The 23,908-nt window shown below is 72.7% G+C and carries 19 protein-coding genes and 1 rRNA gene; 10 read left to right on the top strand and 10 right to left on the bottom strand.

The features are described from left to right. Nucleotides 1-68 (top strand): 5S ribosomal RNA (rrf, locus tag ACZ60J_RS22005); the annotation flags it as partial. Nucleotides 69-121: 53 nt separating this feature from the next. Here the strand turns inward: rrf and ACZ60J_RS22000 are convergent. The 7 genes from ACZ60J_RS22000 to ACZ60J_RS21970 all read right to left on the bottom strand — a co-directional run bounded on the left by ACZ60J_RS22000 (nucleotide 122) and on the right by ACZ60J_RS21970 (nucleotide 8,659). Further along, nucleotides 122-952, bottom strand: a complete 831-nt coding sequence (locus ACZ60J_RS22000; RefSeq protein WP_469684072.1) for an alpha/beta fold hydrolase — start codon at nucleotides 950-952, stop codon at nucleotides 122-124. Between the two features lie 54 nt (nucleotides 953-1,006). Then, nucleotides 1,007-2,629 (bottom strand): hypothetical protein, encoded by a 1,623-nt coding sequence (locus ACZ60J_RS21995; RefSeq protein ID WP_469684070.1) that lies wholly within the window; start codon nucleotides 2,627-2,629, stop codon nucleotides 1,007-1,009. A gap of 152 nt (nucleotides 2,630-2,781) precedes the next feature. Continuing rightward, nucleotides 2,782-4,092 carry a DUF58 domain-containing protein gene (locus tag ACZ60J_RS21990; RefSeq protein ID WP_469684068.1) on the bottom strand — a complete coding sequence of 437 codons (1,311 nt, stop codon included), beginning with the start codon at nucleotides 4,090-4,092 and terminating at the stop codon, nucleotides 2,782-2,784. After that, on the bottom strand, nucleotides 4,092-5,054 hold the full coding sequence (locus tag ACZ60J_RS21985; protein WP_469684066.1) for an AAA family ATPase: 963 nt from the start codon (nucleotides 5,052-5,054) through the stop codon (nucleotides 4,092-4,094). Before ACZ60J_RS21985 ends, ACZ60J_RS21990 begins: the two co-directional genes overlap by 1 nt. Further along, nucleotides 5,051-6,772, bottom strand: a complete 1,722-nt coding sequence (locus ACZ60J_RS21980; RefSeq protein ID WP_469684064.1) for a DUF4350 domain-containing protein — start codon at nucleotides 6,770-6,772, stop codon at nucleotides 5,051-5,053. The genes ACZ60J_RS21985 and ACZ60J_RS21980 overlap by 4 nt, the downstream gene beginning before the upstream one ends. After that, the gene (locus ACZ60J_RS21975) at nucleotides 6,769-7,431 is read right to left on the bottom strand and encodes a DUF4129 domain-containing protein (RefSeq protein WP_469684062.1); all 663 of its coding nucleotides are present in this window, start codon (nucleotides 7,429-7,431) and stop codon (nucleotides 6,769-6,771) included. Before ACZ60J_RS21975 ends, ACZ60J_RS21980 begins: the two co-directional genes overlap by 4 nt. A 7-nt stretch (nucleotides 7,432-7,438) precedes the next feature. Then, nucleotides 7,439-8,659 (bottom strand): glycerophosphoryl diester phosphodiesterase membrane domain-containing protein, encoded by a 1,221-nt coding sequence (locus ACZ60J_RS21970; protein WP_469684060.1) that lies wholly within the window; start codon nucleotides 8,657-8,659, stop codon nucleotides 7,439-7,441. 253 nt (nucleotides 8,660-8,912) lie between these two features. On the opposite strand from ACZ60J_RS21970, the gene mtrA reads away from it, so the two are divergent. The 6 genes from mtrA (at nucleotide 8,913) to ACZ60J_RS21940 (ending at nucleotide 16,439) form a co-directional block, all read left to right on the top strand. Next, nucleotides 8,913-9,602 carry a two-component system response regulator MtrA gene (mtrA, locus tag ACZ60J_RS21965; RefSeq protein WP_274552971.1) on the top strand — a complete coding sequence of 230 codons (690 nt, stop codon included), beginning with the start codon at nucleotides 8,913-8,915 and terminating at the stop codon, nucleotides 9,600-9,602. 1 nt (nucleotide 9,603) lies between these two features. Then, on the top strand, nucleotides 9,604-11,688 hold the full coding sequence (mtrB, locus tag ACZ60J_RS21960) for an MtrAB system histidine kinase MtrB (RefSeq protein ID WP_469684058.1): 2,085 nt from the start codon (nucleotides 9,604-9,606) through the stop codon (nucleotides 11,686-11,688). Further along, the gene (locus ACZ60J_RS21955) at nucleotides 11,678-13,522 is read left to right on the top strand and encodes an LpqB family beta-propeller domain-containing protein (protein ID WP_469684056.1); all 1,845 of its coding nucleotides are present in this window, start codon (nucleotides 11,678-11,680) and stop codon (nucleotides 13,520-13,522) included. Before mtrB ends, ACZ60J_RS21955 begins: the two co-directional genes overlap by 11 nt. An 81-nt stretch (nucleotides 13,523-13,603) precedes the next feature. Beyond that, the gene (locus ACZ60J_RS21950) at nucleotides 13,604-14,380 is read left to right on the top strand and encodes a ComF family protein (RefSeq protein ID WP_469684124.1); all 777 of its coding nucleotides are present in this window, start codon (nucleotides 13,604-13,606) and stop codon (nucleotides 14,378-14,380) included. Nucleotides 14,381-14,739: 359 nt separating this feature from the next. Then, nucleotides 14,740-15,441, top strand: a complete 702-nt coding sequence (gene hpf / locus ACZ60J_RS21945) for a ribosome hibernation-promoting factor, HPF/YfiA family (RefSeq protein WP_469684055.1) — start codon at nucleotides 14,740-14,742, stop codon at nucleotides 15,439-15,441. A gap of 269 nt (nucleotides 15,442-15,710) precedes the next feature. Beyond that, nucleotides 15,711-16,439: a response regulator gene (locus ACZ60J_RS21940; protein ID WP_469684053.1), complete on the top strand. Its 729-nt coding sequence runs from the start codon at nucleotides 15,711-15,713 to the stop codon at nucleotides 16,437-16,439. A 219-nt stretch (nucleotides 16,440-16,658) separates the two neighbouring features. On the opposite strand, the gene ACZ60J_RS21935 is transcribed toward ACZ60J_RS21940, so the two are convergent. Both ACZ60J_RS21935 and ACZ60J_RS21930 read right to left on the bottom strand, forming a co-directional pair. Then, the gene (locus ACZ60J_RS21935; protein WP_469684051.1) at nucleotides 16,659-17,837 is read right to left on the bottom strand and encodes a winged helix-turn-helix domain-containing protein; all 1,179 of its coding nucleotides are present in this window, start codon (nucleotides 17,835-17,837) and stop codon (nucleotides 16,659-16,661) included. A gap of 9 nt (nucleotides 17,838-17,846) precedes the next feature. Next, complete coding sequence (locus ACZ60J_RS21930) at nucleotides 17,847-18,428, bottom strand: GNAT family N-acetyltransferase (RefSeq protein ID WP_469684050.1); 582 nt, start codon at nucleotides 18,426-18,428, stop codon at nucleotides 17,847-17,849. A 250-nt stretch (nucleotides 18,429-18,678) separates the two neighbouring features. Between ACZ60J_RS21930 and secA the strand changes: the two genes are divergently transcribed. After that, entirely contained in the window at nucleotides 18,679-21,459 is a 2,781-nt protein-coding gene (secA, locus tag ACZ60J_RS21925) for a preprotein translocase subunit SecA (RefSeq protein WP_469684048.1), read from the top strand. Between the two features lie 118 nt (nucleotides 21,460-21,577). On the opposite strand, the gene ACZ60J_RS21920 is transcribed toward secA, so the two are convergent. Further along, nucleotides 21,578-22,222 carry an Rv3235 family protein gene (locus tag ACZ60J_RS21920; protein WP_469684046.1) on the bottom strand — a complete coding sequence of 215 codons (645 nt, stop codon included), beginning with the start codon at nucleotides 22,220-22,222 and terminating at the stop codon, nucleotides 21,578-21,580. A gap of 407 nt (nucleotides 22,223-22,629) precedes the next feature. Here ACZ60J_RS21920 and ACZ60J_RS21915 point away from each other — a divergent pair, with 407 nt between their 5' ends. Together ACZ60J_RS21915 and ACZ60J_RS21910 are read left to right on the top strand one after the other, a co-directional pair. Further along, nucleotides 22,630-23,130: a DUF6912 family protein gene (locus ACZ60J_RS21915; protein ID WP_266878012.1), complete on the top strand. Its 501-nt coding sequence runs from the start codon at nucleotides 22,630-22,632 to the stop codon at nucleotides 23,128-23,130. After that, a complete protein-coding gene (locus ACZ60J_RS21910) occupies nucleotides 23,127-23,816 on the top strand; it encodes an HAD family hydrolase (protein ID WP_469684044.1) in 690 nt (229 codons plus the stop codon). The genes ACZ60J_RS21915 and ACZ60J_RS21910 overlap by 4 nt, the downstream gene beginning before the upstream one ends. Nucleotides 23,817-23,908: the final 92 nt, after the last annotated feature.

Genomic DNA, 23,908 nt, shown 5'->3' with positions numbered 1-23,908 from the left:
AAGCTAAGCCTTTCAGCGCCGATGGTACTGCAGGGGGGACCCTGTGGGAGAGTAGGACGCCGCCGAACAATCATTGTGGGAAAGCCCCGCACCAGGAAACTGGTGCGGGGCTTTTCTGCGTTTACAGGGTCTTCTCGAAATCGCTGAACGCGGATCGGACGGCCTTCGGGGCGTCGAGCCAGGGGAAGTGGCCGGCGCCTTCGATCCGGCGGTGGAGGATGTGCGCTGCGGTGAAGGCCGGGCTCGTGTGCCACAGGCTTTGGTCGACGATGTGGTCCTCCGTGCCGCTGATGATCAGGGTCGGCAGGGTGCTGGGTGCCCAGAGGGCCTCGTACGTGTCGTCGAAGTGGGCTGCGGCCCAGGTCGTCGCCGCGTTGTTGTACGGGAGGGCCTCCAAGAGGGCGCGGCCCTTGGTCAGCGACGTGGGGGTGAAGTTCCACGGGGCCGCGGCCAGGGTGAGAGCGCGGAGGGTCGTGTCCGAGGCAGTGCGGGTGTACGCGTCGGCGGCCTCGGTGACCCCGGGGAGCGGGTGGGTCTCTGCGTGGGCGGCGAAGGCGGGGCGCCAGCCCGCGTGGGGGGCGCTCTCCACCAGGACGAGGCCGGCCAGGAGCGGTTCGAGTGCCGGGGTGGCGAGGGCGAACATGCCCCCGGTGGAGTGGCCGACCAGGACGGCCTCGGGAAGAGCCCGCGCGGCTTCCGTGAGGACGGCCGGCCAGTCGGCGTACGGGTCGTGCGGGACGGTCGGCAGGCCGCGGTTCGAGCCGTCACCGGGCAGGTCCAGGAGCCAGGACGTCCCCGGGACCGAAGCCGTCCGTACGAGGCCGGCGAGGGACTCGGAGCCGAGGCCGGGGCCGCCGGGTACGAACAGCCAGTTCCTGCGGCCGGGCCGCTGCGCGGCCCGGCGCAGTCGCACGCCCGACGGGGTCCACCACTGGTGAGGTCGCTCGGTCACGGACCCCACCGTACGGACGGCCGGGCCGTCCTTGGGGTGGCCCCGCCGGGAGGGTCAGCGGACGTCCACGTAGTCCTCGCGTCCCTTGGACGCGTAGTGGGTGGAGGGGGTGTCGTCGTAGCGCATCTGCCAGGTGCCGTCCTGGTCCGCGGTGAACTTCCTGCTGAAGGTGCCGTTGGCCAGGGTCTTGGCGGTGCCCAGCTGCTTCCACGCGCCACCCGGCGTCGCCGGCTTGAAGTAGATCCGGACCGTCTGACCGGCGAACGGCTTCCAGGTGGTGCTGTACCTGTGGGTCAGCAGCCCCTTCGCGGTGATCGTCGTACCGCGGGCCACGCCCTCGGGGGTGACGTCGTCAGCCGTGAGCTGCGTGGGCCGGCGGATGAACTGGAAGGTCTGGCTGGTGGTCGGGCCCACGTTCGCGGTGCCGTGGCGCAGGCGCCACACACCGGGCTTGGCAGAGGAGTACGGGCTCTTCAGGGTGAAGGGCGTGTTGTACGTCGTGGTGGTGGAGCCGACGTAGGTCCAGGTCTTGCCGTTGTCGCCCGAGAAGTCGAAGTGGACCCGGGGGGCGGCGCCGGCCGGGACGGTGCCGTCCTTGACGATCAGCTTCCCGGTGTAGGTGATGTTCCGGTACTGGTCCACGTGTCCCACAAGGCCCTCGAAGGCGCTCATGTGGGTGGCGTGCACGGCGAAGGAAGAGGACGAGGCCTCGAACCAGGCACTGGAGAACCCGACGGTCATCTTCGCGTCACCCGTGACGCGAAAGTAACCCACTCCGTTGCCACAGTCCTCCCGGTACGCAACGACGCAGCCGTCCTTGGTCACCTCGAGGCCCTTGTTCAGTGGCTTCTGCGTGCCGTCGTCGGCCGTGCGCGTGAGAGTGCCGCGCACGGGGACCTCGGTGCCGAAGCGTGCCGTTACCGTCGCGGCGGGCGAGGTCACGTTCAGCTTCGTGGCCTGCTTGCGGATCGGCAGCGACAGCTTGCTCGTCACGGACTCGCTGCCCACGAGCGAAGCCCGCAGGGAGGCTTCCTGCTCATCGCCGTGGAAGGCGAAGGGACCGGCGAACCGTCCCGCCCCATCGGTGGTCAGCTCCGCGAGCTGGTCCCAGGCGGCCTGGACCTGGACTTCGGCGCCCGCCAACGGCCTGACTTCATGCGTCTTCGGATCCTCAGCGACCACCCGGCCCGAAGACTGCCCCGAACGACTGTCGTAGGACAGCGAGGGCAGCGAGGACGCGAAGCCCTCGATCTTCGGGTTGAGGGCGTAGTTCAGCACCCCCTTGTTGGCGGCGACCTGCTCGTTGCTCTGGCCGTCGTTGCGGACCACCTCGAGGTCGTAGACGGCCATCTTGTCCAGCTTGGCGGGCGCTGACGTGTAGATGCTGTAGCTGCAGTCCTCGTCCCCGCACACGCCGCTGTTGAAGCCGCCGACCCGCGCGACGACCGCGCTCGTGCCCTTCTCCCGCACCCGGACGGCGAGGCCGTTGCCGACCTTCCAGCCTTCATAAGACTCGAACTGGACGCGAAACGCCCCGTCGGACCCGACCGAGGAGGAGACTACGCTTATGTCCTCCAAGCCTCCGTCCACGGCATGTGCTGCTGGGGCGGCGAGGAACGTGGACGCGGCGATTCCGAGGGTGGCGCCAAGCGCCGTGATGAATCGTCTGGTTGACATGGTTGATGCCTTCCGAAGCGTGCAGGAGCGGGAAGCGTCGGCAGTACGGCCCCACGAGGGGGCCACTGCCACCCGTTCGACTTACGGCATCGGGAAATGGTTGTCCGGGCCCGGGGAAGTCACCGCAGCCACCCGAGTCATCGCCGGCGGCTCTAGAGGCGGCCGGCGGCCTTCAGGGCGAGGTAGGCGTCTGCCAGGGACGGGGCCAGGGTGTCCGGGGTGGCGTCGACCACGTGGACGCCGTGGCGGGTGAGTTGTTCGGCCGTGCGGTGGCGGGCGGACTGGGACTGGGTGCCCGCGGCGGCTTCGTAGACGGCTTCCACCGTGCCGCGGGACCTCGTCATCTCGGCGACGTGGGGGTCGGAGACCGAGGCCAGGAGGACCGTGTGGCGCTGGGTGAGGCGGGGGAGGAGCGGGAGCAGGCCCTCTTCTACGGGGGCTGCGTCCAGGCTGGTCAGGAGGACCACCAGGGAGCGGCGCGGGGCGCTGCGCAGGACGGTGGAGACCAGGGTGCGGAAGTCGGTCTCCACCAGCTCCGGTTCGAGGGTGGCCATCGCGTTCACGAAGGCGGGCAGGGTGTCGGCCGCCGAGCGGGCCTGGACCTGGGCGCGGGGACGGCGGTCGTGGGCCAGGAGGTCCACGCGGTCGCCCGCGCGGGTGGCCAGTGCGGTGAGGAGCAGGGCCGCGTCCATCGCGGAGTCCAGGCGCGGGGCGTCGCCGACGCGGCCGGCCGCGGTGCGGCCCGTGTCGAGGCAGATCAGGATGTGCCGGTCGCGTTCCGGGCGCCAGGTCCGGACGGCGACCTTGTGCTGGCGGGCGGTGGCCCGCCAGTCGATGGAACGGGTGTCGTCGCCCGGTACGTAGTCGCGCAGGCTGTCGAACTCCGTGCCCTCACCGCGGGTCAGGACGCTGGTGCGGCCGTCGAGTTCGCGCAGGCGGGCGAGACGCGAGGGGAGGTGCTTGCGGCTGGTGAAGGGAGGCAGGACGCGGACCGTCCAGGGGACGGTGTGGTGGCCTTGGCGGGCCAGGAGGCCCAAGGGGCCGTACGAGCGGATCGTGACGCGGTCCGGCCGGCGGTCGCCGCGGCGGGTGGGCCGCAGGCGGGTGGTGAGGCGGCGGCGCTCGCCCGGAGGGACCGTCAGGGTGTGGCGGGAGGCCTCGACTTCCGTCCCGGAGACCCAGCTGCTCGGGGGCCAGGCGTCGCGGATCCGGGCGCGGAGCCTGCGGGGGGAGGGGTTGGTGACCGTGAGGTGGACGTCGGCGGATTCGCCGAGGCGGACGGAGGTGTCGCCGGAGCGGGCCAGGTGGAGCGGCCGGACCGGGGCCGCGAGGGCGTAGTCGATCGCGCAGGCCAGGGCGATGGGGGCGTTGACCGCCAGCATCCCCGTCCAGCTCGGTCCGAGGATGCCGACGGGGATGCTGCCGAGGGCCGCGAGCAGGGCGGCGCGTCCGGTGAACGCCATCAGCGCGGGACGGGGACGTGGGTGAGGATCGCCGTGATGACGGCGTCGGCCGTGACGCCCTCCATCTCGGCCTCGGGGCGCAGTTGGACGCGGTGGCGCAGGGTCGGCAGGGCGAGGGCCTTCACGTCGTCGGGGGTGACGTAGTCGCGGCCGACGAGCCAGGCCCAGGCGCGGGCGGTGGCCAGCAGTGCGGTGGCGCCGCGCGGGGAGACGCCGAGGGTCAGGGAGGGGGATTCGCGGGTGGCGCGGCAGATGTCGACGACGTACGCGGTGATCTCGGGGGAGACGGCGGTGGCCTGGACGGCCTTGCGGGCGGCGTCCAGTTCGGCGGGACCGGCGACGGCGCGCAGGCCCGCGGAGTGCAGGTCGCGGGGGTTGAAGCCGGCCGCGTGGCGGGTCAGGACGCCGATCTCGTCCTCGCGGGAGGGGAGGGGGACGGTGAGCTTCAGCAGGAAGCGGTCGAGCTGGGCCTCGGGGAGGGGGTAGGTGCCCTCGTACTCGACCGGGTTCATGGTGGCGGCGACGAGGAACGGCTCCGGCAGCTTGCGGGGCGTGCCGTCGACGGTGACCTGGCGCTCCTCCATCGCTTCGAGGAGGGAGGACTGGGTCTTCGGGGGCGTGCGGTTGATCTCGTCGGCGAGGAGGAGGTTGGTGAAGACCGGGCCGTTCTGGAAGGAGAACTCCGCGGTGCGGGCGTCGTAGACGAGGGAGCCGGTGACGTCGCTCGGCATCAGGTCGGGGGTGAACTGGACGCGCTTGGTGTCGAGTTCGAGGGAGGCGGCGAGGGCTCGGACCAGGAGGGTCTTCGCGACGCCGGGGACGCCTTCGAGGAGGACGTGGCCGCGGCAGAGGAGGGCTACGACGAGACCGGTGACGGCGGAGTCCTGGCCGACCACGGCCTTGCCGATCTCGGTGCGGAGCGCCTCCAGGGCGGAGCGGGCGCTGTCCGTGGTGGCCGTCATGAGGTGCGGACCTCCCTTTCGAGGGCGTCGAGGTGGTCGGCGAGCGCGATGAGCGCCGCGTCGGTGGTGGGGGTGGTGCCGAAGAGCAGGGCGGCCGGGTCGTGCGGGTGCCCGGCCGTGAGGCGGGCCGCGACCGCGGGCACCAGGGCGGCCGGGTCGTGGGCCTGGGTGGCCGGTACGCCGACCAGGGCGGCCAGGCGTTCGCGGGCGGCGGCGCGCAGCACGGTGGCCGCGCGGTCGCGGGCGCCGGCCTTGCGGTACAGGCGGGCGCGGCCCTCCGTGGCCTCGGAGGCGCGGACGAGGACGGGCAGGCGTTCGGTGACGAGCGGGCCGAGGCGGCGGGCGCGCCAGAGGGCGGCGACGGCGGCGGCCAGGAACAACTGGAGCAGGGCCCAGCTCCAGCCGGCGGGGATCAGGTCGAGGAAGCTCTGCTCCTCGCCGGTGCCGGTGCCTTCGGCGCTGTCGGCGAGGGAGGGCAGGTACCAGACGAGGTGCGGGCGGGAGCCGAGGAGTTGGAGCGCGAGGGAGGCGTTGCCCTCGGCGGCGAGGTTCTTGTTGAGGAGGATGCGCTCGGAGCCGAGGAGGACGGTGTCGCCGCCGCGGACGCCGGTGGGCAGGACGAGGAGCGTGGGGTGGCCGGCGCCGGGGTAGCAGGCGGTGGCTCCGGCGCTGCCGGTGGTGTAGCGGTGGCCGCCGCCGGTGGCGGCGCGGCCCGCGGTGGTGGCGGCGGGGAGGGTGCAGGTGCTGCCCGGGTCGAGGTTCGTGTCCGGGGCGGGGGAGTCGTCGTCGGCGCGGGTGCCGGGGGCCAGGGCGGGGAGGCTGAGGGCGCTCGGGCCGAGCAGGACGGTCCGGCCGCCGGAGAGGTCGATCGCGGTGCGGATGTCGCGGAGCTGGCCGTCCCCGAGCCGGTCGGGGTCGGTGACCAGCAGGGTGGTGTCGGGGCCGGCGGCGTCGGCGGCCTCCGCGGCGGTGGTGACGACCCGGGTGGTGACCCCGCGTTCCCCGAGCAGCTCGGCCACGGCCTGACTGCCGGAGGGGTCGGCGGAGCGGGGGTCGAGGTAGCCGTGCCGGGCACCGGAGTTCAGGGCGGCGAGGGCCAGCCCGCCGGCGAGGAGCACCGCGAGCGCGATGAGGAACCCGCGGGAGCGGGCCCAGAGGTCCCGCGGCCTGGTACGGGTGCCTCCGGCGGTCGTACGGGGGGTGGTGGCGGCTGCGCCGGGCACCGGGGTCCCGGCTCCGCCGGACGCCGAGGTCCCGGCTCCGCCGGGGGGCGGGGTCGGGGCGGTGGCCCCGGCGGGGAGGGGCGTGGTGATTGCTGCCGCCTGGACGGGGGGCGTGGGGGCGCCGGGAGCCCCGCCCGGTCCGTCGGCTTCCTGGCTCGGGGGAGTGGGGGCCTTGCCGGGGGTGGGGTGGGGCGCGGGGGCCGCGCCGGGGGCGGGGTGGCCTGTGATCGGGGTCGCGCCCCGTCCGTCGGCTTCCTGGCTCGGGGGAGTGGGGGCCGCGCCGGGGGTGGGGTGGCCCGTGATCGGGGTCGCGCCCGGTCCGTCTGCTTCCTGAGCCGGGGGTGCGGGGGCGGGGTGGCCCGTGGTCGGGGTCGCGCCCGGTCCGTCTGGTTCCTGAGCCGGGGGTGCGGGGGTGGGGTGGGGCGGGGTCGGGGTCCCGCCCGGTTCGTCGGCTTCTGGGCTCGGCGGCGTGGGGGCTGCGGTGGGGTCGGTCATGGGGTGGGGCCCGTCAGGAGGGGCTTCGTGCGGGACAGGGCCTGGTCCAGGGTGGTGAGGGCGGCGTACATCTCGGGGGTGGCCGGGTGGGCGCCGTAGGTGACGTCGTCGAAGGTGCGTGCTGCCGTGCGCAGGGCCGTGGCGTGGGACGGGAGGGAGACGGCCGCTTCGGCCGCCGCCTCGTCCGCGGTGCGGCCCGGGCGGGGGTCGAGGAGGGTGCGCTCCTCCAGGGAGCGGACCACGGCGCGCATGCGCTCCTGGACGGCTTCGCTCCAGCGGCCCTCGCCGGCCAGGGCCTCGGCGGTGGCGCGGTGGTCCGCCGCGCTGCGGATGCCGTCGTCGAAGAGGGTGCCCGCGGCGCGGTTGGCCGTACGGCGGGGGGCGCCCAGGCGCCACCACAGGGCGGCGACGACGAGGAGGGCGAAGACGGCGACGGCCAGCAGGCCGAGGGTTCCGCCCGGGGTCGCGCCGGAGGCTTGGTCGAAGAGGTCGCCGACCCACTCCCAGAAGCGGTTCAGGGCCCGTTCGAACAACCCCGGGTCGTTCTGGTGGTACGCGGGCTTCGACAGCTCGGCGCGGGCCGCCTCGCCGGCGGCCTCGCGGCCGATGGTGACCGGTGGGGTGGGTGGTGGTGTGAGCAGGCCCCCCGTGCTCCTCATTCCCGCGTCAGCCTCCGGTCGGCGGCGTGGTCGTGCCGTAGTTCTCGATGCCCGCCGCCCGCGCGAGCTCCAGGTCGAGGGCCTCGCGGCGGATGCGCTGGTCGACGTAGAGGAGGACCGTGACGCCCGCCTGGATCGGCATGGTGATCGTCAGGGCGATGATCCCGCCGACGGCCGTGCTGATCAGGTAGCCCCAGCTCGTGGCGCCGGTGCCGTCGGCCATGCCTTCGAGGCCGCCGCCGAAGAGGAGGCCGCCGACGAGGGTGAGGGGGAGGACGATCAGGCCCGAGACGAAGGCCGTGATGATCCCGGTGAGGAGGGTGATGCCGAAGATCCGCCACCAGGAGCCCTTGACCAGCTTCGAGGAGCGGGTCAGGGCCTTGCGGATCGTGGCCTTCTCCAGCATCAGGGCGGGCGAGGCCAGGGAGAGCTTGATCCAGAGCCAGAGGATCAGGCCGAAGGCGATGAGACCGCCGAGGGCGGCGACGGCGGCCTGTCCGGCGAGGGCGCCGGGCAGGACCAGCACGGTGAAGACGAGGGCCGAGCCGAGGCCCAGGAGGAGGGTCAGGCCGAACAGCCGGGCCAGCTGGGGGCGGGCCTCGCGCCAGGCGGTGGAGATGGAGGAGCCGTGGCCGAGCACCGCGCGGCTGAAGATCATGGTGAGCATCGCGGTGGCCACGATGGCCCCGATGAGCTGGACGAACCCGTCCGCCGCGGACATGCCCACGAACGAGCCGAGGGCGTCGATCTGCTCCTCCACGGGAGCGTCGCTCGACTGGTCCAGTACGACGTCGCCGAAGGCGAACTTCTGCAGGAGCACGCTCGCCAGCTGGACGACGACGGCCACGGCCAGGGTGATGGGCAGGACCGCGCGCCAGTGCTTGCGCATCGTGGAGACGGCCCCGTCGAGGATCTCGCCGATCCCGAGCGGGCGCAGCGGGATCACGCCGGGCTTCACCGCCTGGTGCTGGTTGCCCCAGCCTCCGCTCGGGGGCGGGTAGCCGCCGCCGTGCGCACCCCAGCCGGTGCCCGGCCGGGGGGCCGCGGGCGGCTGCTGCTGGTTCGGCGGGGTCTGGCCCGGGGTCGGGCTCGACCACTGGCCGGGGGGAGGCTGCTCGGCGGACCACTTGGAATCGCCGGAACCGCCCGCGGGCGGCTGCGTACCGTGGGAGCCCTCACCGTCGGACGGGGAGGATCCGGGCGTGGCCCAGCCCGGAGAGTCGTTCATCGTCGCTCCTTCACGTGCACTGCGGGGTACGGGGCGCTTGGTCCGGCTGCCATCGTGCCATGTGACAACCTCGAACGGACCAGACGTCCCGAACGGACCAGGGCCCTCCCGGATCCCCGGACGTTCGTGCCTTCGTACGGCGGCCGGATCCGGGGCACACTGAGCGTCCTGATCTCCACGCAGGTCCGAGGGACGATTTCCAGCCCCTTTGGCTGTGGGACAGCTCACCGCCGGGTAACGATTAGCTAATGGGATGATGTCAACCATGAAGGGACGCGTCCTTGTCGTCGACGACGACACCGCGCTGGCCGAGATGCTCGGCATTGTGCTGCGTGGAGAAGGTTTTGAGCCGTCGTTCGTAGCGGACGGCGACAAGGCACTGGCTGCCTTCCGGGAGGCGAAGCCGGATCTCGTGCTGCTCGACCTCATGCTGCCCGGTCGGGACGGCATAGAGGTGTGCAGGCTGATCCGCGCCGAGTCCGGCGTACCGATCGTGATGCTCACCGCCAAGAGCGACACGGTGGACGTGGTCGTGGGCCTGGAGTCCGGGGCCGACGACTACATCGTCAAGCCGTTCAAGCCGAAGGAGCTGGTGGCCCGCATCCGGGCCCGCCTGCGCCGGTCGGAAGAGCCCGCGCCCGAGCAGCTGACCATCGGTGACCTGGTCATCGACGTGGCCGGGCACTCGGTCAAGCGGGAAGGCGCCTCGATCGCCCTGACCCCGCTGGAGTTCGACCTGCTGGTCGCGCTCGCCCGCAAGCCCTGGCAGGTCTTCACCCGCGAGGTGCTGCTGGAACAGGTCTGGGGCTACCGCCACGCGGCCGACACCCGCCTGGTCAACGTGCACGTCCAGCGACTGCGCTCCAAGGTCGAGAAGGACCCGGAGCGCCCCGAGATCGTCGTGACCGTGCGCGGGGTCGGCTACAAGGCCGGACCGAGCTGACATGACACCCGGCAAGCCCCGTGGCCGCTCCCGCTGGGGAGCGCTGCGGGGCGGCGGGCTGCTCCCCGAAGGAGCGCCCGGCGGACCCGTGCTGCGGCTGTTCGTACGCCTCGTACGCCGGCCGCTGCTTCCGGCTGTCCGGCTGTGGCGCCGCAACATCCAGCTCCGGGTGGTCGCCGCCACCCTGCTGATCTCCCTCGCCGTGGTCCTCGCCCTCGGGTTCGTGGTCATCGCGCAGGTCAGCAAGGGCCTCCTCGACGCCAAGGAGGAGGCCGCGCAGAGCCAGGCCGCGGGCGGCTTCGCGGTCGCACAGGAGAAAGCCAACACGCCCTATACGGCGGACGGGCCCGACGCCTCCGACAACAAGGTCGGCCGGGACGCCAGTACCTGGATGAACTCCCTGGTCAAGCAGCTCGCCAGTGGCGGGCAGAGCGCCTTCGAAGTGGCGGCGCTGGGCGCCGGCAGCGGAACCGGCGAGGAACGGCCGGCCCGCGGAGCCCTCGGCGGCGTCCGCGGAGCCCGTGCCTCCGGCAACGTGGACCCGAACGCCAGCGTGCCGCTGGGGCTGCGCCGCAACGTCAACCACGCGACCGGCGCCTTCAAGACCTTCTCGCAGATCCGCTACACCGACGCCGGGGACAAGCTGCCCGAGCCCGCGCTCGTCATCGGCAAGCGGCTCACCGACATCAACGGCGACCCGTACGACCTGTACTACCTCTTCCCGCTCACCCAGGAGGAGGAGTCCCTCAACCTGGTCAAGGTCACCATCGCCACCGCCGGGCTGTTCGTCGTGGTCCTCCTCGGCGGGATCGCCTGGCTGGTCGTGCGCCAGGTCGTCACCCCCGTGCGGATGGCCGCGGGGATCGCCGAGCGGCTCTCGGCGGGGCGGCTCCAGGAGCGGATGAAGGTCACCGGCGAGGACGACATCGCCCGCCTCGGCGAGGCCTTCAACAAGATGGCCCAGAACCTCCAGAACAAGATCGTGCAGCTGGAGGACCTCTCCCGGCTGCAGCGGCGCTTCGTCTCGGACGTCTCCCACGAGCTGCGCACCCCGCTCACGACCGTGCGGATGGCCGCCGACCTCATCTACGACGCCCGCGAGGACTTCGACCCGGTCACCGCACGCTCCGCCGAGCTCCTCGCCGGGCAGCTCGACCGCTTCGAGTCGCTCCTGGCGGACCTGCTGGAGATCAGCCGGTTCGACGCGGGCGCGGCCGCCCTGGAGGCGGAGCCGGTCGACCTGCGGGACGTCGTACGCCGGGTCATCGACGGGGCCCAGCCGCTCGCCGATCACAAGCACACCCGGATCCGCGTCCTCGGGGACACCCAGCCGGTGATAGCCGAGGCCGACGCCCGGCGCGTGGAGCGGGTCCTGCGCAACCTGGTCGTCAACGCCGTCGAGCACGGCGAGGGCCGCGACGTGGTCGTCCGGCTCGCCTCGGCGGGCGGGGCCGTCGCCGTGGCCGTACGGGACTACGGAGTCGGGCTCAAGCCGGGCGAGGCCACCCGCGTCTTCAACCGCTTCTGGCGCGCCGACCCGGCGCGGGCGCGCACGACCGGCGGTACCGGCCTCGGCCTGTCCATCGCCGTCGAGGACGCCCGGCTGCACGGCGGCTGGCTCCAGGCGTGGGGCGAGCCCGGCGGCGGCTCGCAGTTCCGCCTGACGCTGCCGCGCACCGCCGACGAGCCGCTGCGCGGATCGCCGATCCCGCTGGAGCCCGAGGACTCCCGGGCCAACCGGGCCAGGGCCGCGGCGGAGGGCTCCGCGGCCGCCGGGCAGCGGGCGCAGGAGGCGCAGCAGGCGGGGCGGGGCGACCGGGCGCCGATGCCGCCCCTGTCGCCCGTCGCGGGTGCCGTGCCGGTACCGGCCGACCCGACGGCGCTGCCGGGCAGCGGGGCACGGGTCGTGACCCGGCCGGGGCAGGCGGAGCAGGGACCCGGTTCCGGGGGCGGGGTGGCGGGCGCGCGGTCCGGCGGGACGGCGGGAGCAACCGACCGAGAGGGTGGCAGCGGTGGAGCGGGCGGAACCGGCGCGGCGGGCGGGCCGGGCGGAGCAGGCGGAGCGGGTGGATCGCATGGGCGCTGAGCCGGTTCGGTCGCGTCGGCTCGGGCCGCGCGGCCTCAATGCCCTCAGGGCCGGCGCCCTCGGGGCGGCGGGGCTGCTGCTCGCCGGCTGCGCCTCCATGCCCGACCACGGCGAGGTCCGTCCCGTGGAGGCCTCGCAGGGCGTCGACTCCCAGGTCCGCGTGTTCGGCGTGCCGCCGGCCGACAAGGCCAGTCCGCAGGAGATCGTCGACGGCTTCCTGGAGGCCATGACCAGCGATGATCCGCAGCTCCAGACCGCCCGCAAGTACCTGACCGAGGACGCGGCGAAGAACTGGAAGCCCGGAGCGGCCGTCACCGTGCTCGCCGCCGGCCTCGACCGGTTCTCCGTACAGGGCGAGAAGGACCCGGCGGCGCCCCGGTTCAAGATCACGGGCAAGATGCTGGCCACGGTGGACGAGCGCAGCGCGTACCAGCCGGAGACCGGCGACCGGCGCTACGAGGAGTTCCTCCAGCTCCAGCAGAAGGACGGCCAGTGGCGGATCGCGACCCCGCCCAGCAGCCTGGTCCTGAGCGAGTCCGACTTCCAGCGCATCTACCGGCCCGTCAACAAGTACTACTTCGCGGGCTCCACGCTCGTCGCCGACCCCGTCTACGTGCGCCAGCGCAGCGACCCCGATTCCCGGATGGACCCCACCACCCAGACCGTCACCTCGCTGCTCGAAGGCCCCTCCAAGTGGCTCGGGCCGGTCGTCGCCTCCAGCTTCCCCACCGGCACCCGGTTGCGCGAAGGCACCAAGTCGCTCTCGGTCGACGGCCAGAACTCGCTGCGGGTACCGCTGAGCGAGCAGGTGGACAACACCCGCGAGCCGCTGTGCCAGCGGATGGCCACCCAGATCCTGTACACGGTCAAGGACGTGACGGGCTCCCGGGTCGACCGGGTCGACCTGCTGCGCTCCGACGGCACCACGCTGTGCCAGGTGACCGAGGTGGGCGCGGCCACGATCGCCAACCGGCCGCCCTCGCCCAACCACCAGTACTACGTGGACGCGGAGAACCGGCTCCAGCGGCTCAGCCTGGACCCCAACCGCGAGGAGCAGCAGGACCCGCCGACACCGGCTCCCGGACCGCTCGCCGCGAACCCGGGCTTCAAGGTGGGCTCCGCGGCCGTCTCCTACGACGAGAAGCGCGCCGCGGTGGTCTCCGAGGACGGGCACGGGCTGTACGTGGTCAACCTGACCACCGCAGGCCCGATGCCGGCTCCGCTGCTGACCGGCAAGGGGGCCAAGCCCAACGGGCTCGCCACCCCGACCTGGGACGCGGCGGGCGACCTGTGGGTCGCCGACCCCGATCCGCAGGACCCGACGCTGTGGCGGATCCCCGGCGGCACCGGGGCACCCGAACGGGTCGAGGTGTCCGGGCTGGCCGGCGGGCGGATCACCGGGGTGAAGGCCTCGCCCGACGGGGTGCGGATCGCGCTGGTGGTGGCGCGGGAGAGCCGCAAGTCCCTGTACACCGGGCGGATCGAGCGGCCCGACGGGAAGGGCGACGCCTCGCCGGTCTCGGTGCGCGAGCTGCGTCCGGCCGCTCCGCAGCTGGCGGACGTGACGGCGATGAGCTGGGCGCCGCGGGGCCGGCTGCTGGTGGTGGGCCGGGAGAGCGGCATGGTCGTGCAGGCCCGCTACCTGCTGGCCGACGGCTCGATGGTCGGGGCCGGGCTGCCCGGGGCGACCGGGCTGGTGGCGGTCGCGGCGAGCGAGGACGAGAAGAAGCCGGTGGTCGCCGAGTCGCTGGAGGACGGCATCGTGTGGCTGCCGCCGGGGGCGCAGTGGCGCACGGTAGTGGCCGGCGGACGGGCGCCGATCTACCCGGGCTGACGGCGGCGGGCTGCGGGCCGGGCCCCGGTGGTCGTCCACAGGGGTGGTGGGGTGCCGCCCGCGCCCGGCAGGGTGGACGCCATGCGGGAGTGGTGGCGGGTGCTCGCCGGTGAGCTCGGCGGACTGGTGCTGCCGGTCGGGTGCACCGGCTGCGGCGCCGGGCGTGCGGTGCTGTGCGCAGCCTGCCGGTCGGCGCTCAGTGGGGCCGGGGCGGGGCCGGTACGCCCGTCTCCGTGCCCGGCGGGGCTGCCCGTGGTCCATGCGGCCACCGCGTACCGGGAGGCCGTACGAGCCGTCGTACTGGCCCACAAGGAGCGCGGCGCGCTGCCGCTGGCCGCCGTCCTCGGCGCGGCCCTGGCGGCTGCGGTCCGCGCGGGCGGTGCGTGCGGGGCCGCGGGAGGGGGCGTGGCGCTGGTCCCCGTGCCCTCCGCGCGGCACCGGGTGCGGGCGCGCGGGCACGACCCGGCGCGCAGGATCGCGCTGGCCGCCTCGGCGCGGCTGCGGCGGGAGGGGGTGCCCGCGCGCGTGACGCCCGTACTGCGGCTGCGGCGGGCGGTGGCCGACCAGGCGGGCCTGGGAGCGGCGCAGCGCCGGGAGAACCTCGCCGGGGCCCTGGAGGCGCGCCCCGGAGCCGGCCGGGTGACGGGGTGGGCGGACCGGATCGTCGTCGTGGACGACCTCGTCACCACCGGATCGACCCTGGCGGAGGCGGCGCGGGCCCTGCGGGCGGCCGGGATCGGGGCGCCGGGCGGGGTGCCTGCGGCTGCTCTGACGGCCGCCGTGGTGGCGGCGCCGGCGGACTCCTTCGTGCGCCGCGGGCCGGGTGCAACTCGTACAGACCAAAAAACGTGTGAATAGATTTGGAACTGGAAGGGAAGGCGCATCGTTGCAGGTAGTAAGAGGGAACGGCCACCTGAACGGAGGTACGTTCCGGTAGCGGGTGCCGACAACCGGCATAGAGGGATATGTTCGGTTGTAAGGAATTGGCGAACCTTGGGCCCCACGCATCGGAGCGCACGTTTCGAGCGTTTGTACGTTTCGGAAACTTCGTGTCAGAGGTTGTCCCTCGACTCCGAAGTCGGTGGGGTGTAGATCTTGCCGATGGGGGAGGAGGAGGTGGAAGTCGCCAAGTCCGAGGCTCCGGTGTTCACCGGGGTCTGGTGCGAAAGGGAGACGCCTCGCCCCTGAGGCGTGGCTATCCGGGAACGGAGTTCTGCGTGGACATCGTCGTCAAGGGCCGTAAGACCGAGGTGCCCGACCGGTTCCGCAAGCACGTGGCCGAGAAGCTGAATCCGGAGCGGATCCAGAAGCTCGACGCCAAGGTGATCAGCTTGGACGTCGAGGTGTCCAAGGAGCACAACCCGCGCCAGGCCGACCGTTCCGACCGCGTGGAGATCACCCTGCGTTCGCGGGGCCCGGTGATTCGAGCCGAGGCCGCCGCCGCCGACCCGTATGCGGCGCTCGACCTCGCTCAGGACAAGCTGGAGGCCCGGCTGCGCAAGCAGCACGACAAGCGCTACACGCGGCGCGGCGCGGGACGGCTCTCGGCGGCCGAGGTCGCCGACGCGGTCCCGAACGCCGCCACCCTCAACGGCAACGGCGAGCCGGTCAACGGCGAGAAGACGGACGCGATTCCGACCACCCGGATCGGATCGCTGGAAGTACAGGGCGACGGCCCGCTCGTCGTTCGCGAGAAGACCCACTCGGCCGCACCCATGTCGCTCGACCAGGCCCTGTACGAGATGGAACTGGTCGGTCACGACTTCTACCTGTTCGTCGATTCCGACACCAAGATGCCGAGCGTCGTCTACCGGCGCCACGGTTACGACTACGGCGTGATCCACCTCGATTCCTCCGACGCCGCCTCCAGCTCGGGTGAGCTCGACGGCGCGGGAGCGGGTGGCGCGCTCGGAGGCTGAGCCGCTGATTCCGGACTGATTCCGGACTGATTCCGGGCTGGATCCGGAGGTTCGTGCGGTGCCGGTGTGGTGCCCCCGCGTTCGCCCAGGCGGGCGCGGGGGCACTCGTGCGTGGCGACGGCTGCGAGACGGTGGCTTGTATGGATCGGCCGGTAACCGTCGGCCCCCGTTCGGTTACTCCGGCATGGAATCATGTCGGGCAGTCAGCCGGCGGCCGCTCTCGCCGGATCGACCCAGCAGCTCAGCACCGTGGTGCAGGGGGAGGAACGATGGCCGACAGCTTCGGGCCGGTGCGCGACGACGACGGTGCGGGCTGCCGTGAGGAGGACCAGGTGGCAGAGCCGATCCGGGTGCTCGTGGTCGACGACCATGCGCTGTTCCGGCGCGGGCTGGAGATCGTCCTCGCGCAGGAGGAGGACATCCAGGTCGTCGGCGAGGCGGGTGACGGGGCGGAGGCCGTGGACAAGGCGGCGGACCTGCTGCCCGACATCGTGCTGATGGACGTGCGGATGCCGCGCCGGGGCGGGATCGAGGCGTGCACCTCGATCAAGGAGGTGGCCCCCTCCGCGAAGATCATCATGCTGACGATCAGCGACGAGGAGGCGGACCTCTACGACGCGATCAAGGCGGGAGCCACCGGGTACCTGCTGAAGGAGATCTCCACGGACGAGGTCGCCACGGCGATCCGGGCGGTGGCGGACGGGCAGTCGCAGATCAGTCCGTCGATGGCGTCGAAGCTGCTGACGGAATTCAAGTCGATGATCCAGCGGACGGACGAGCGGCGGTTGGTGCCGGCGCCGCGGCTGACGGATCGGGAGCTCGAGGTCCTGAAGCTGGTGGCCACCGGGATGAACAACCGCGACATCGCGAAGGAGTTGTTCATCTCCGAGAACACCGTGAAGAACCACGTGCGGAACATTCTGGAGAAGCTGCAGCTGCACTCCAGGATGGAGGCGGTGGTGTACGCGATGCGCGAGAAGATCCTCGAGATCCGGTAGGGACGGGTCCCTGTCCCCGTCCCGGTGCGGGTGCGGGTGGGCGGGCCCTGCGGGGCCGTCCCCTACCCGCCCTTCCGCCGTTCCCAGGGCTGCGCCCTGACCCGTGAGGCCCGGGCTGCGCCCGGGCCCCTGGGGCTCCGCCCCAGACCCCGCGCCTCAAACGCCGGCGGGGCTGGATAGAACGCCGGACGGCTGTAGGGGGCCATGGCGGAGCCGGCGTCAGAGGGCGGACAGTTCCGCTGTGACGGCTTCCGCTTCCGCGGGAGTGCTCGCGCGGTCGATGCGGATCGTGTCGCAGCCGACCCAGGTGGCGGCTTCGCGGAGGGCTTCGGCCATGGGGCGGGCTGCCTTGGGGGTGGTCAGGGAGAGTTGGCGGGCCACCAGGGTGGTGCCCTCGCGGGCCGGGTCCACGCGGCCCTGGAGGCGGCCTCCGGCCAGCAGGGGCATCGCGAAGTAGCCGTGGATCCGCCGGGGCTTGGGGACGTACGCCTCCAGGCGGTGCGTGAAGCCGAAGATCCGCTCCGTGCGCGGGCGCTCCCAGATCAGGGAGTCGAACGGGGAGAGGAGGGTCGTGCGGTGGCGGCCCCGGGGCACGGAGGCCAGGGCCGCGGGGTCCGCCCAGGCCGGCTTGTCCCAGCCCTCCACCTCCACCGGTACCAGGCCCGCGTCCTCGACCACCGCGTCGAAGTCCTGCTTCTTGAGCCGGTGGTAGTCCGCGATGTCGGAGCGGGTGCCGACGCCCAGGGACTGCCCGGCGAGGGCCACCAGGCGGCGCTTGCACTCGCGGTCGTCCAGCTCGTCGTGGAGCAGGGCGGAGGGGACGGCGCGCCCGGGGAGGTCGTAGACCCGCTTCCAGCCGCGCCGCTCGGTGCAGACGACCTCGCCGATGTCGAGGAGCCACTCGACCGCGATCTTCGTCTCGGACCATTCGAACCATTCGCCGCCGTTCTTGGCGCCGCCCAGTTCGGTGGAGGTCAGCGGGCCCTCGGCCGCGAGGCGCTCCAGGACCGTCTTCGTCGAGCGGTGCTTGTCCTCCAGGACGTGCCAGCGGTGGCCGCGGGCCTTGTTGGCCCGGCGGCGGAAGGCGAAGTGCGGCCATTCCTCGATCGGCAGGATGCAGGCCGCGTGCGACCAGTACTCGAAGGCGTGGTTCTCCGACCAGTACGAGGCTTCGACCTCTTTGCGCCCGACGGCGCCGAGGCGCGCGTACGGGACCAGTTCGTGCGAGCGGGCCAGTACGGAGATGGTGTCGAGCTGGACGGCGCCCAGGTGGCGCAGGACCCCGCGGACACCGCCGCGCCGGTCGGGGGCCCCGAGGAAGCCCTGCGCGCGCAGCGCGATGCGGCGGGCCTCGTCGGCGGACAGGGACACGGTCGGCGGGGGTACGGGCGGCGTCATGACCGCACCCTAGACCCGGCCGCCGACAGACGAGGGCCGGTAGGGGAGACGGGAGGGGAGGCCGAGGTCGGAGGGGAGCAGGGCGCCCGCCCAGCAGTCCATCAGGGTGCCGCGCTGCTCCATGCCGGCGCGCTGGACGCCCTCGATGACGAAGCCGGCCTTCTCGGCGACCGCGCGGGAGGCGTGGTTCTCGGTGGCGGCCCGCCAGATCAGGCGGACGCAGCCGGCCTCGGTGAAGGTCCAGGGGAGTACGGCGGCCAGTGCCTCGGTCATGTAGCCGCGGCCCCGGTGGCCGGGGGCGGTCCAGTAGCCGATCTCGTGGGCGTTGTCGCCGTCCGGGGCGACGCCGATGCAGGCCACGAGGGGGCCGTCGGCGCCCAGGCGGACGGCGAAGTTGTACTCGGAGTCGTTCTGCCACCCGCCCGGGACCCGGTTCACGTAGGCCTCGGCGTGCTTGCGCTCGTACGGGAGGGGGACGGATATCCACCGCTGGATCTCGGGGTCCCCGCAGGCCGCGAACACCTCGTCCGTGTCCAGGGGGAGGTGGGGGCGCAGCACGAGGCGCTCCGTGGTCAGGGTGATCGGTTCCATGGGGGGATTCTGCTGGTGGAGGACGCCGTGGGCGAACATTTTTCGGGGAAGTCCGGCGAAGTCGGCCCGCCCATACCGGCACCTTCGGTGCCCTCCGCACGTTCTTATTCCGGGCAGTCCCGTCCCGTGGCAGTGCGGACCTCCCGGCGCGACCGCGTCCTCGCTTACGATGGCCGTTGCGGTGGGGCCCACCCTCCGTGCCCGTGCACGAAAACAGTGCCAGGCCCGACCGGCAAGGAGACAAACCTCGGTGTCCGTCTTCAACAAGCTCATGCGTGCAGGCGAAGGCAAGATCCTCAAAAAACTGCACCGCATCGCGGACCAGGTCAACTCCATCGAAGAGGACTTCGTCAACCTCTCCGACGCCGACTTGCGTGCGCTCACGGAGGAGTACAAGCAGCGCTTCCAGGACGGCGAGAGCCTGGACGACCTGCTGCCCGAGGCCTTCGCGACGGTCCGCGAGGCCGCCAAGCGCGTCCTCGGCCAGCGTCACTACGACGTCCAGATCATGGGCGGCGCCGCCCTGCACCTCGGCTACGTCGCCGAGATGAAGACCGGTGAGGGCAAGACCCTCGTCGGCACGCTGCCGGCGTACCTGAACGCGCTGTCCGGCAAGGGCGTCCACCTGATCACGGTGAACGACTACCTCGCCGAGCGCGACTCCGAGCTGATGGGCCGGGTGCACAAGTTCCTCGGCCTGGAGGTCGGGTGCATCCTCGCGAACATGTCGCCGGCGCAGCGCCGCGAGCAGTACGCGAGCGACATCACGTACGGCACGAACAACGAGTTCGGCTTCGACTACCTCCGCGACAACATGGCGTGGTCCCAGGACGAGCTCGTCCAGCGCGGCCACAACTTCGCCGTGGTCGACGAGGTCGACTCGATCCTCGTCGACGAGGCCCGTACCCCGCTGATCATCTCGGGCCCGGCCGACCAGGCCACCAAGTGGTACGCGGACTTCGCGAAGCTGGTGACGCGCCTGACCAAGGGCGAGCCCGGCCAGCCCCTCAAGGGCATCGAGGAGACCGGCGACTACGAGGTCGACGAGAAGAAGCGCACCGTCGGCATCCACGAGTCCGGTGTCGCGAAGGTCGAGGACTGGCTCGGCATCGAGAACCTCTACGAGTCGGTGAACACCCCGCTCGTCGGTTACCTCAACAACGCCATCAAGGCCAAGGAGCTCTTCAAGAACGACAAGGACTACGTCGTCATCGACGGCGAAGTCATGATCGTCGACGAGCACACCGGCCGCATCCTCGCCGGCCGCCGCTACAACGAGGGCATGCACCAGGCGATCGAGGCGAAGGAAGGGGTGGACATCAAGGACGAGAACCAGACCCTCGCCACGATCACCCTGCAGAACTTCTTCCGCCTGTACTCGAAGCTGTCGGGCATGACCGGTACGGCCATGACCGAGGCCGCGGAGTTCCACCAGATCTACAAGCTCGGTGTCGTCCCGATCCCGACCAACCGCGACATGGTCCGCAAGGACCAGGCGGACCTGATCTACCGCACCGAGGTCGCGAAGTTCGCCGCCGTCGTCGACGACATCGCGGAGAAGCACGAGAAGGGCCAGCCGATCCTCGTCGGTACGACGTCGGTCGAGAAGTCCGAGTACCTCTCGCAGCAGCTCTCCAAGCGGGGCATCCCGCACGAGGTGCTGAACGCGAAGCAGCACGAGCGCGAGGCCTCGATCGTCGCGCAGGCCGGCCGCCGCGGCGCCGTCACGGTCGCCACGAACATGGCCGGCCGCGGTACCGACATCAAGCTCGGCGGAAACCCGGACGACCTCGCCGAGGCCGAGCTGCGCCAGCGCGGCCTGGACCCGGAGGAGCACATCGAGGAGTGGGCGCACGCCCTTCCCGAGGCGCTGGAGCGGGCCGAGTCCGCGGTGAAGGCGGAGTTCGAGGAGGTCAAGGACCTCGGCGGGCTGTACGTGCTGGGCACCGAGCGCCACGAGTCGCGCCGCATCGACAACCAGCTGCGCGGCCGTTCCGGCCGACAGGGCGACCCGGGCGAGTCCCGTTTCTACCTGTCGCTCGGCGACGACCTGATGCGCCTGTTCAAGGCGCAGATGGTCGAGCGCGTCATGTCGATGGCGAACGTGCCGGACGACGTGCCGATCGAGAACAAGATGGTCACCCGTGCCATCGCGTCGGCCCAGTCGCAGGTCGAGACCCAGAACTTCGAGACGCGCAAGAACGTCCTGAAGTACGACGAGGTGCTGAACAACCAGCGCACCGTCATCTACAAGGAGCGCCGCCGGGTGCTGGAGGGCGAGGACCTCCAGGAGCAGATCCGGCACATGATGGACGACACGATCGACGCGTACATCACGGCCGAGACGGTCGAGGGGTTCGCGGAGGAGTGGGACCTGGACCGGCTGTGGAGCGCCTTCCGGCAGCTCTACCCGATCAAGGTCACGGTGGACGAGCTGGAGGACGCCGCGGGCGACCGTGCGGGCATCACCGCCGAGTTCATCGCGGAGTCCGTCAAGGACGACATCCACGAGCAGTACGAGGCCCGCGAGGCCACGCTCGGCTCCGACATCATGCGCGAGCTGGAGCGGCGCGTGGTGCTGTCGGTGCTGGACCGCAAGTGGCGTGAGCACCTGTACGAGATGGACTACCTGCAGGAGGGCATCGGCCTGCGGGCGATGGCCCAGAAGGACCCGCTGGTCGAGTACCAGCGCGAGGGCTTCGACATGTTCAACGCCATGCAGGAGGGCATCAAGGAGGAGTCCGTCGGCTACCTGTTCAACCTGGAGGTCCAGGTCGAGCAGCAGGTCGAGGAGGTCCCCGTCTCGGACGCGGCCGGTCCGTCGCTGACCAAGCCGGAGATCCGGGCGAAGGGTCTGGACGCCCCGCAGCGGCCCGACCGGCTGCACTTCTCCGCGCCCTCGGTCGACGGTGAGGGCGGCGTCGTCGAGGGCGACTTCGAGGCGGAGTCCGGTGACGACTCCGACGGGATGACGCGCGCGGAGCGCCGTAAGGCCGCGAAGGCCACGGGCGGCCGTCGCCGCAAGAAGTAACCCGAGCCCGCGCCGTTCGCGGGATCGCCTCCGGGGCCGGACACCACGCTGTGCGTGGGGTCCGGCCCCGGCCGCGTTCGGGGGCGGCCCGGCTGGGGTCCGGGGCCCGGTGTCCGGGTCACGGGCGGGGGCCGTGGAGCTCCACGGCGGCGCAGCGCCAGCGCAGGTCGGGGCCCTGTTCCAGCCGGAAGGCCAGCGCGGTGAGGCGGTCGCCCGTCGCGATGCGGGCGAAGGCCTCGATGATCCCCGGGCCGGGGACGAAGCGGCCGCATCCGTGCAGGACGGGGCTGAGCCGGCGGGTGTCGTACGCGGGCCCGTACGCGTGCCCGTGCGGGGGGTCGGCGGGGGCGAGGGTGATCAGCTGGTCGTAGGCCGGGCCGATGGTGTGGCCGATCAGGGAGTGCACGGGGCGGCGTCCGCTGAGGACGGCGAGCAGCCGTTCGGCGAACCAGTGGTGGGGGCCGCGCCGGATCCGGTCCGCCGGCCGGCGCCGGTCGCCCGGGCGACCGGGCCGCCCTGCGGCGGGGCCGGTGCCGGCGCGACCGGCCTGCCGCCCGGGGCCGCGTCCGGGGCCGGTGCCCGCCGCGCCCGAGGGGGTGCGGGGGGTCGGGCCGCCGGTGCCGCCCGGCCCCGTGGTGGCGGGGCCGGGGCCCGCGGGCTCCGCTGGGCGGCGGCCGGGGCGGGGGTTCGCGCCGCCGACGGCTGCGGGGGCGGTGCCCGCGGTGGCGCCGGGAGGCGTGGTGCGGGGGGTGCTGGTGGGCATCGCGGCCGTCCTGGGGGTCGGGCCCGGAGCGGTACCGGGCGGTAACTTCGTAGGGGACTTCTATGGGGCCGCGAACACGCTCCGCAACGGCTCCGCGGGGCCGCTCCGCACCCGGCCCGCCTTCACCTATCCGGGTCGGTCCCTGGCCACCGCGGGCCCCGCCCGGGATCCCCGCCCGGAGCGAGGTGGACGCGGGGCGCCCCCGCCCGGGCACCCCGAAGGGGGACGCGGGCCGTCACGGACGGAGTCCGGATCGCCCTCCGGGGGCGCGGGGGAGCCGGCCTCCGGGCCGGGCGGTCCGGCGTGGCGCAGGGGGCAGGAGCCGCGGGGGAAGGGGTATCGGGGAGGAGAGGGCGGGGGTGCGGTCGTATCCTGGGGGCGTTTCCGACTACCGAAAGCAGCCGGCCATGCGCGTGTACGTCCCCCTGACCCTGCCCGGGCTCGCCGAGGCGCACCAGGCGGGTGAGCTGGGCCCGGCTCCGCTGCGGGCGTACGCCGTCACGCCCGGACTGCGCGAGTGGTACGTGTCGGACGACATCGAGGAGCTGGAGTACGCCGCCCTGACCCGGGCCGCCGCCGCCTCCCTGCGGATGATCGCCGAGGACGGGGCCGCGCCCCGCAAGCGGGTCGTGGTGGCGCTCGACGTGGACGACAAGGCCGCCACCGCCACCCCCGGCGTCGACGAGGCCACGCTCGGCCAGGTGGCCCTGGCCGGGGCCGTACGGCTCTCGGTGGCGGCCGCGGTGCACGTGGACGCCGAGGAGGCCCTGGAGGACGTGAGCGCCGCCGTGGCGGCCGTCCCCGCCGCGGACGGGGGCGACGAGGACGCGCGCTTCACCGTCGACGGAGCCGAGGACCACGAGCTGCTCTGGTTCGGCATCCAGGAGATCCCGGGGCTGCTGAAGTGAGCGCGGCACCCGGAAACCCCGCGGCAGCGGCCCCGCACATCGTGTGGGACTGGAACGGCACGCTGCTCCACGACATCGACGCGGTGATGGCCGCCACCAACGCCTCCTTCGCCGAGCTCGGCCTCGCGCCGATCACGCTGGAGCGGTACCGCGAGCTGTACGTCGTACCGGTGCCGAAGTTCTACGAGCGGCTGATGGGCCGGCTCCCCACGGACGCCGAGTGGCTGGTCATGGACGAGGCGTTCCACCGGCACTACTGGGTGGCCGCCGAGGACGCCGGGCTCGCCGAGGGCGCCCGCGAGCTGCTGCGGGACTGGCAGCAGGACGGGCTCACGCAGTCCCTGCTGTCCCTCGCGCCCCACGACAAGCTCGTGCCTCTCGTCCGGGCGCACGGGATCGACACGCACTTCCTGCGCGTCGACGGGCGCACCGGACCCTCCCACACCAGCAAGGCCGGACATCTCGTACGTCACCTGGCGGCCCTGGACGGGACGGGCGTGACGGCCGGCCGTACGGTCCTCATCGGGGACGCCGTGGACGACGCGCTGGCCGCCGCGCACGTGGGCGCGCTGGCCGTGCTCTACACGGGCGGTTCGCACAGTCGAGCCAGTCTGGAATCAGCCGGTGTCCCCGTCGTGGACAGCCTGGCGGAGGCCGTACGCACCGCTCGCGAGCTGGCCGGATAGCGATCGGCGGATGAGCGCAGAGCGACCGCGCGGCGGTCCGGCACGCACGGCCGGGCCGGACCCTGTCCAGAGTGTCAAAGTTACCCCCCCTC

This window comes from Streptomyces sp. NPDC104226, assembly GCF_055584085.1.
This window is presented reverse-complemented; position numbering and strand designations above follow the sequence as displayed.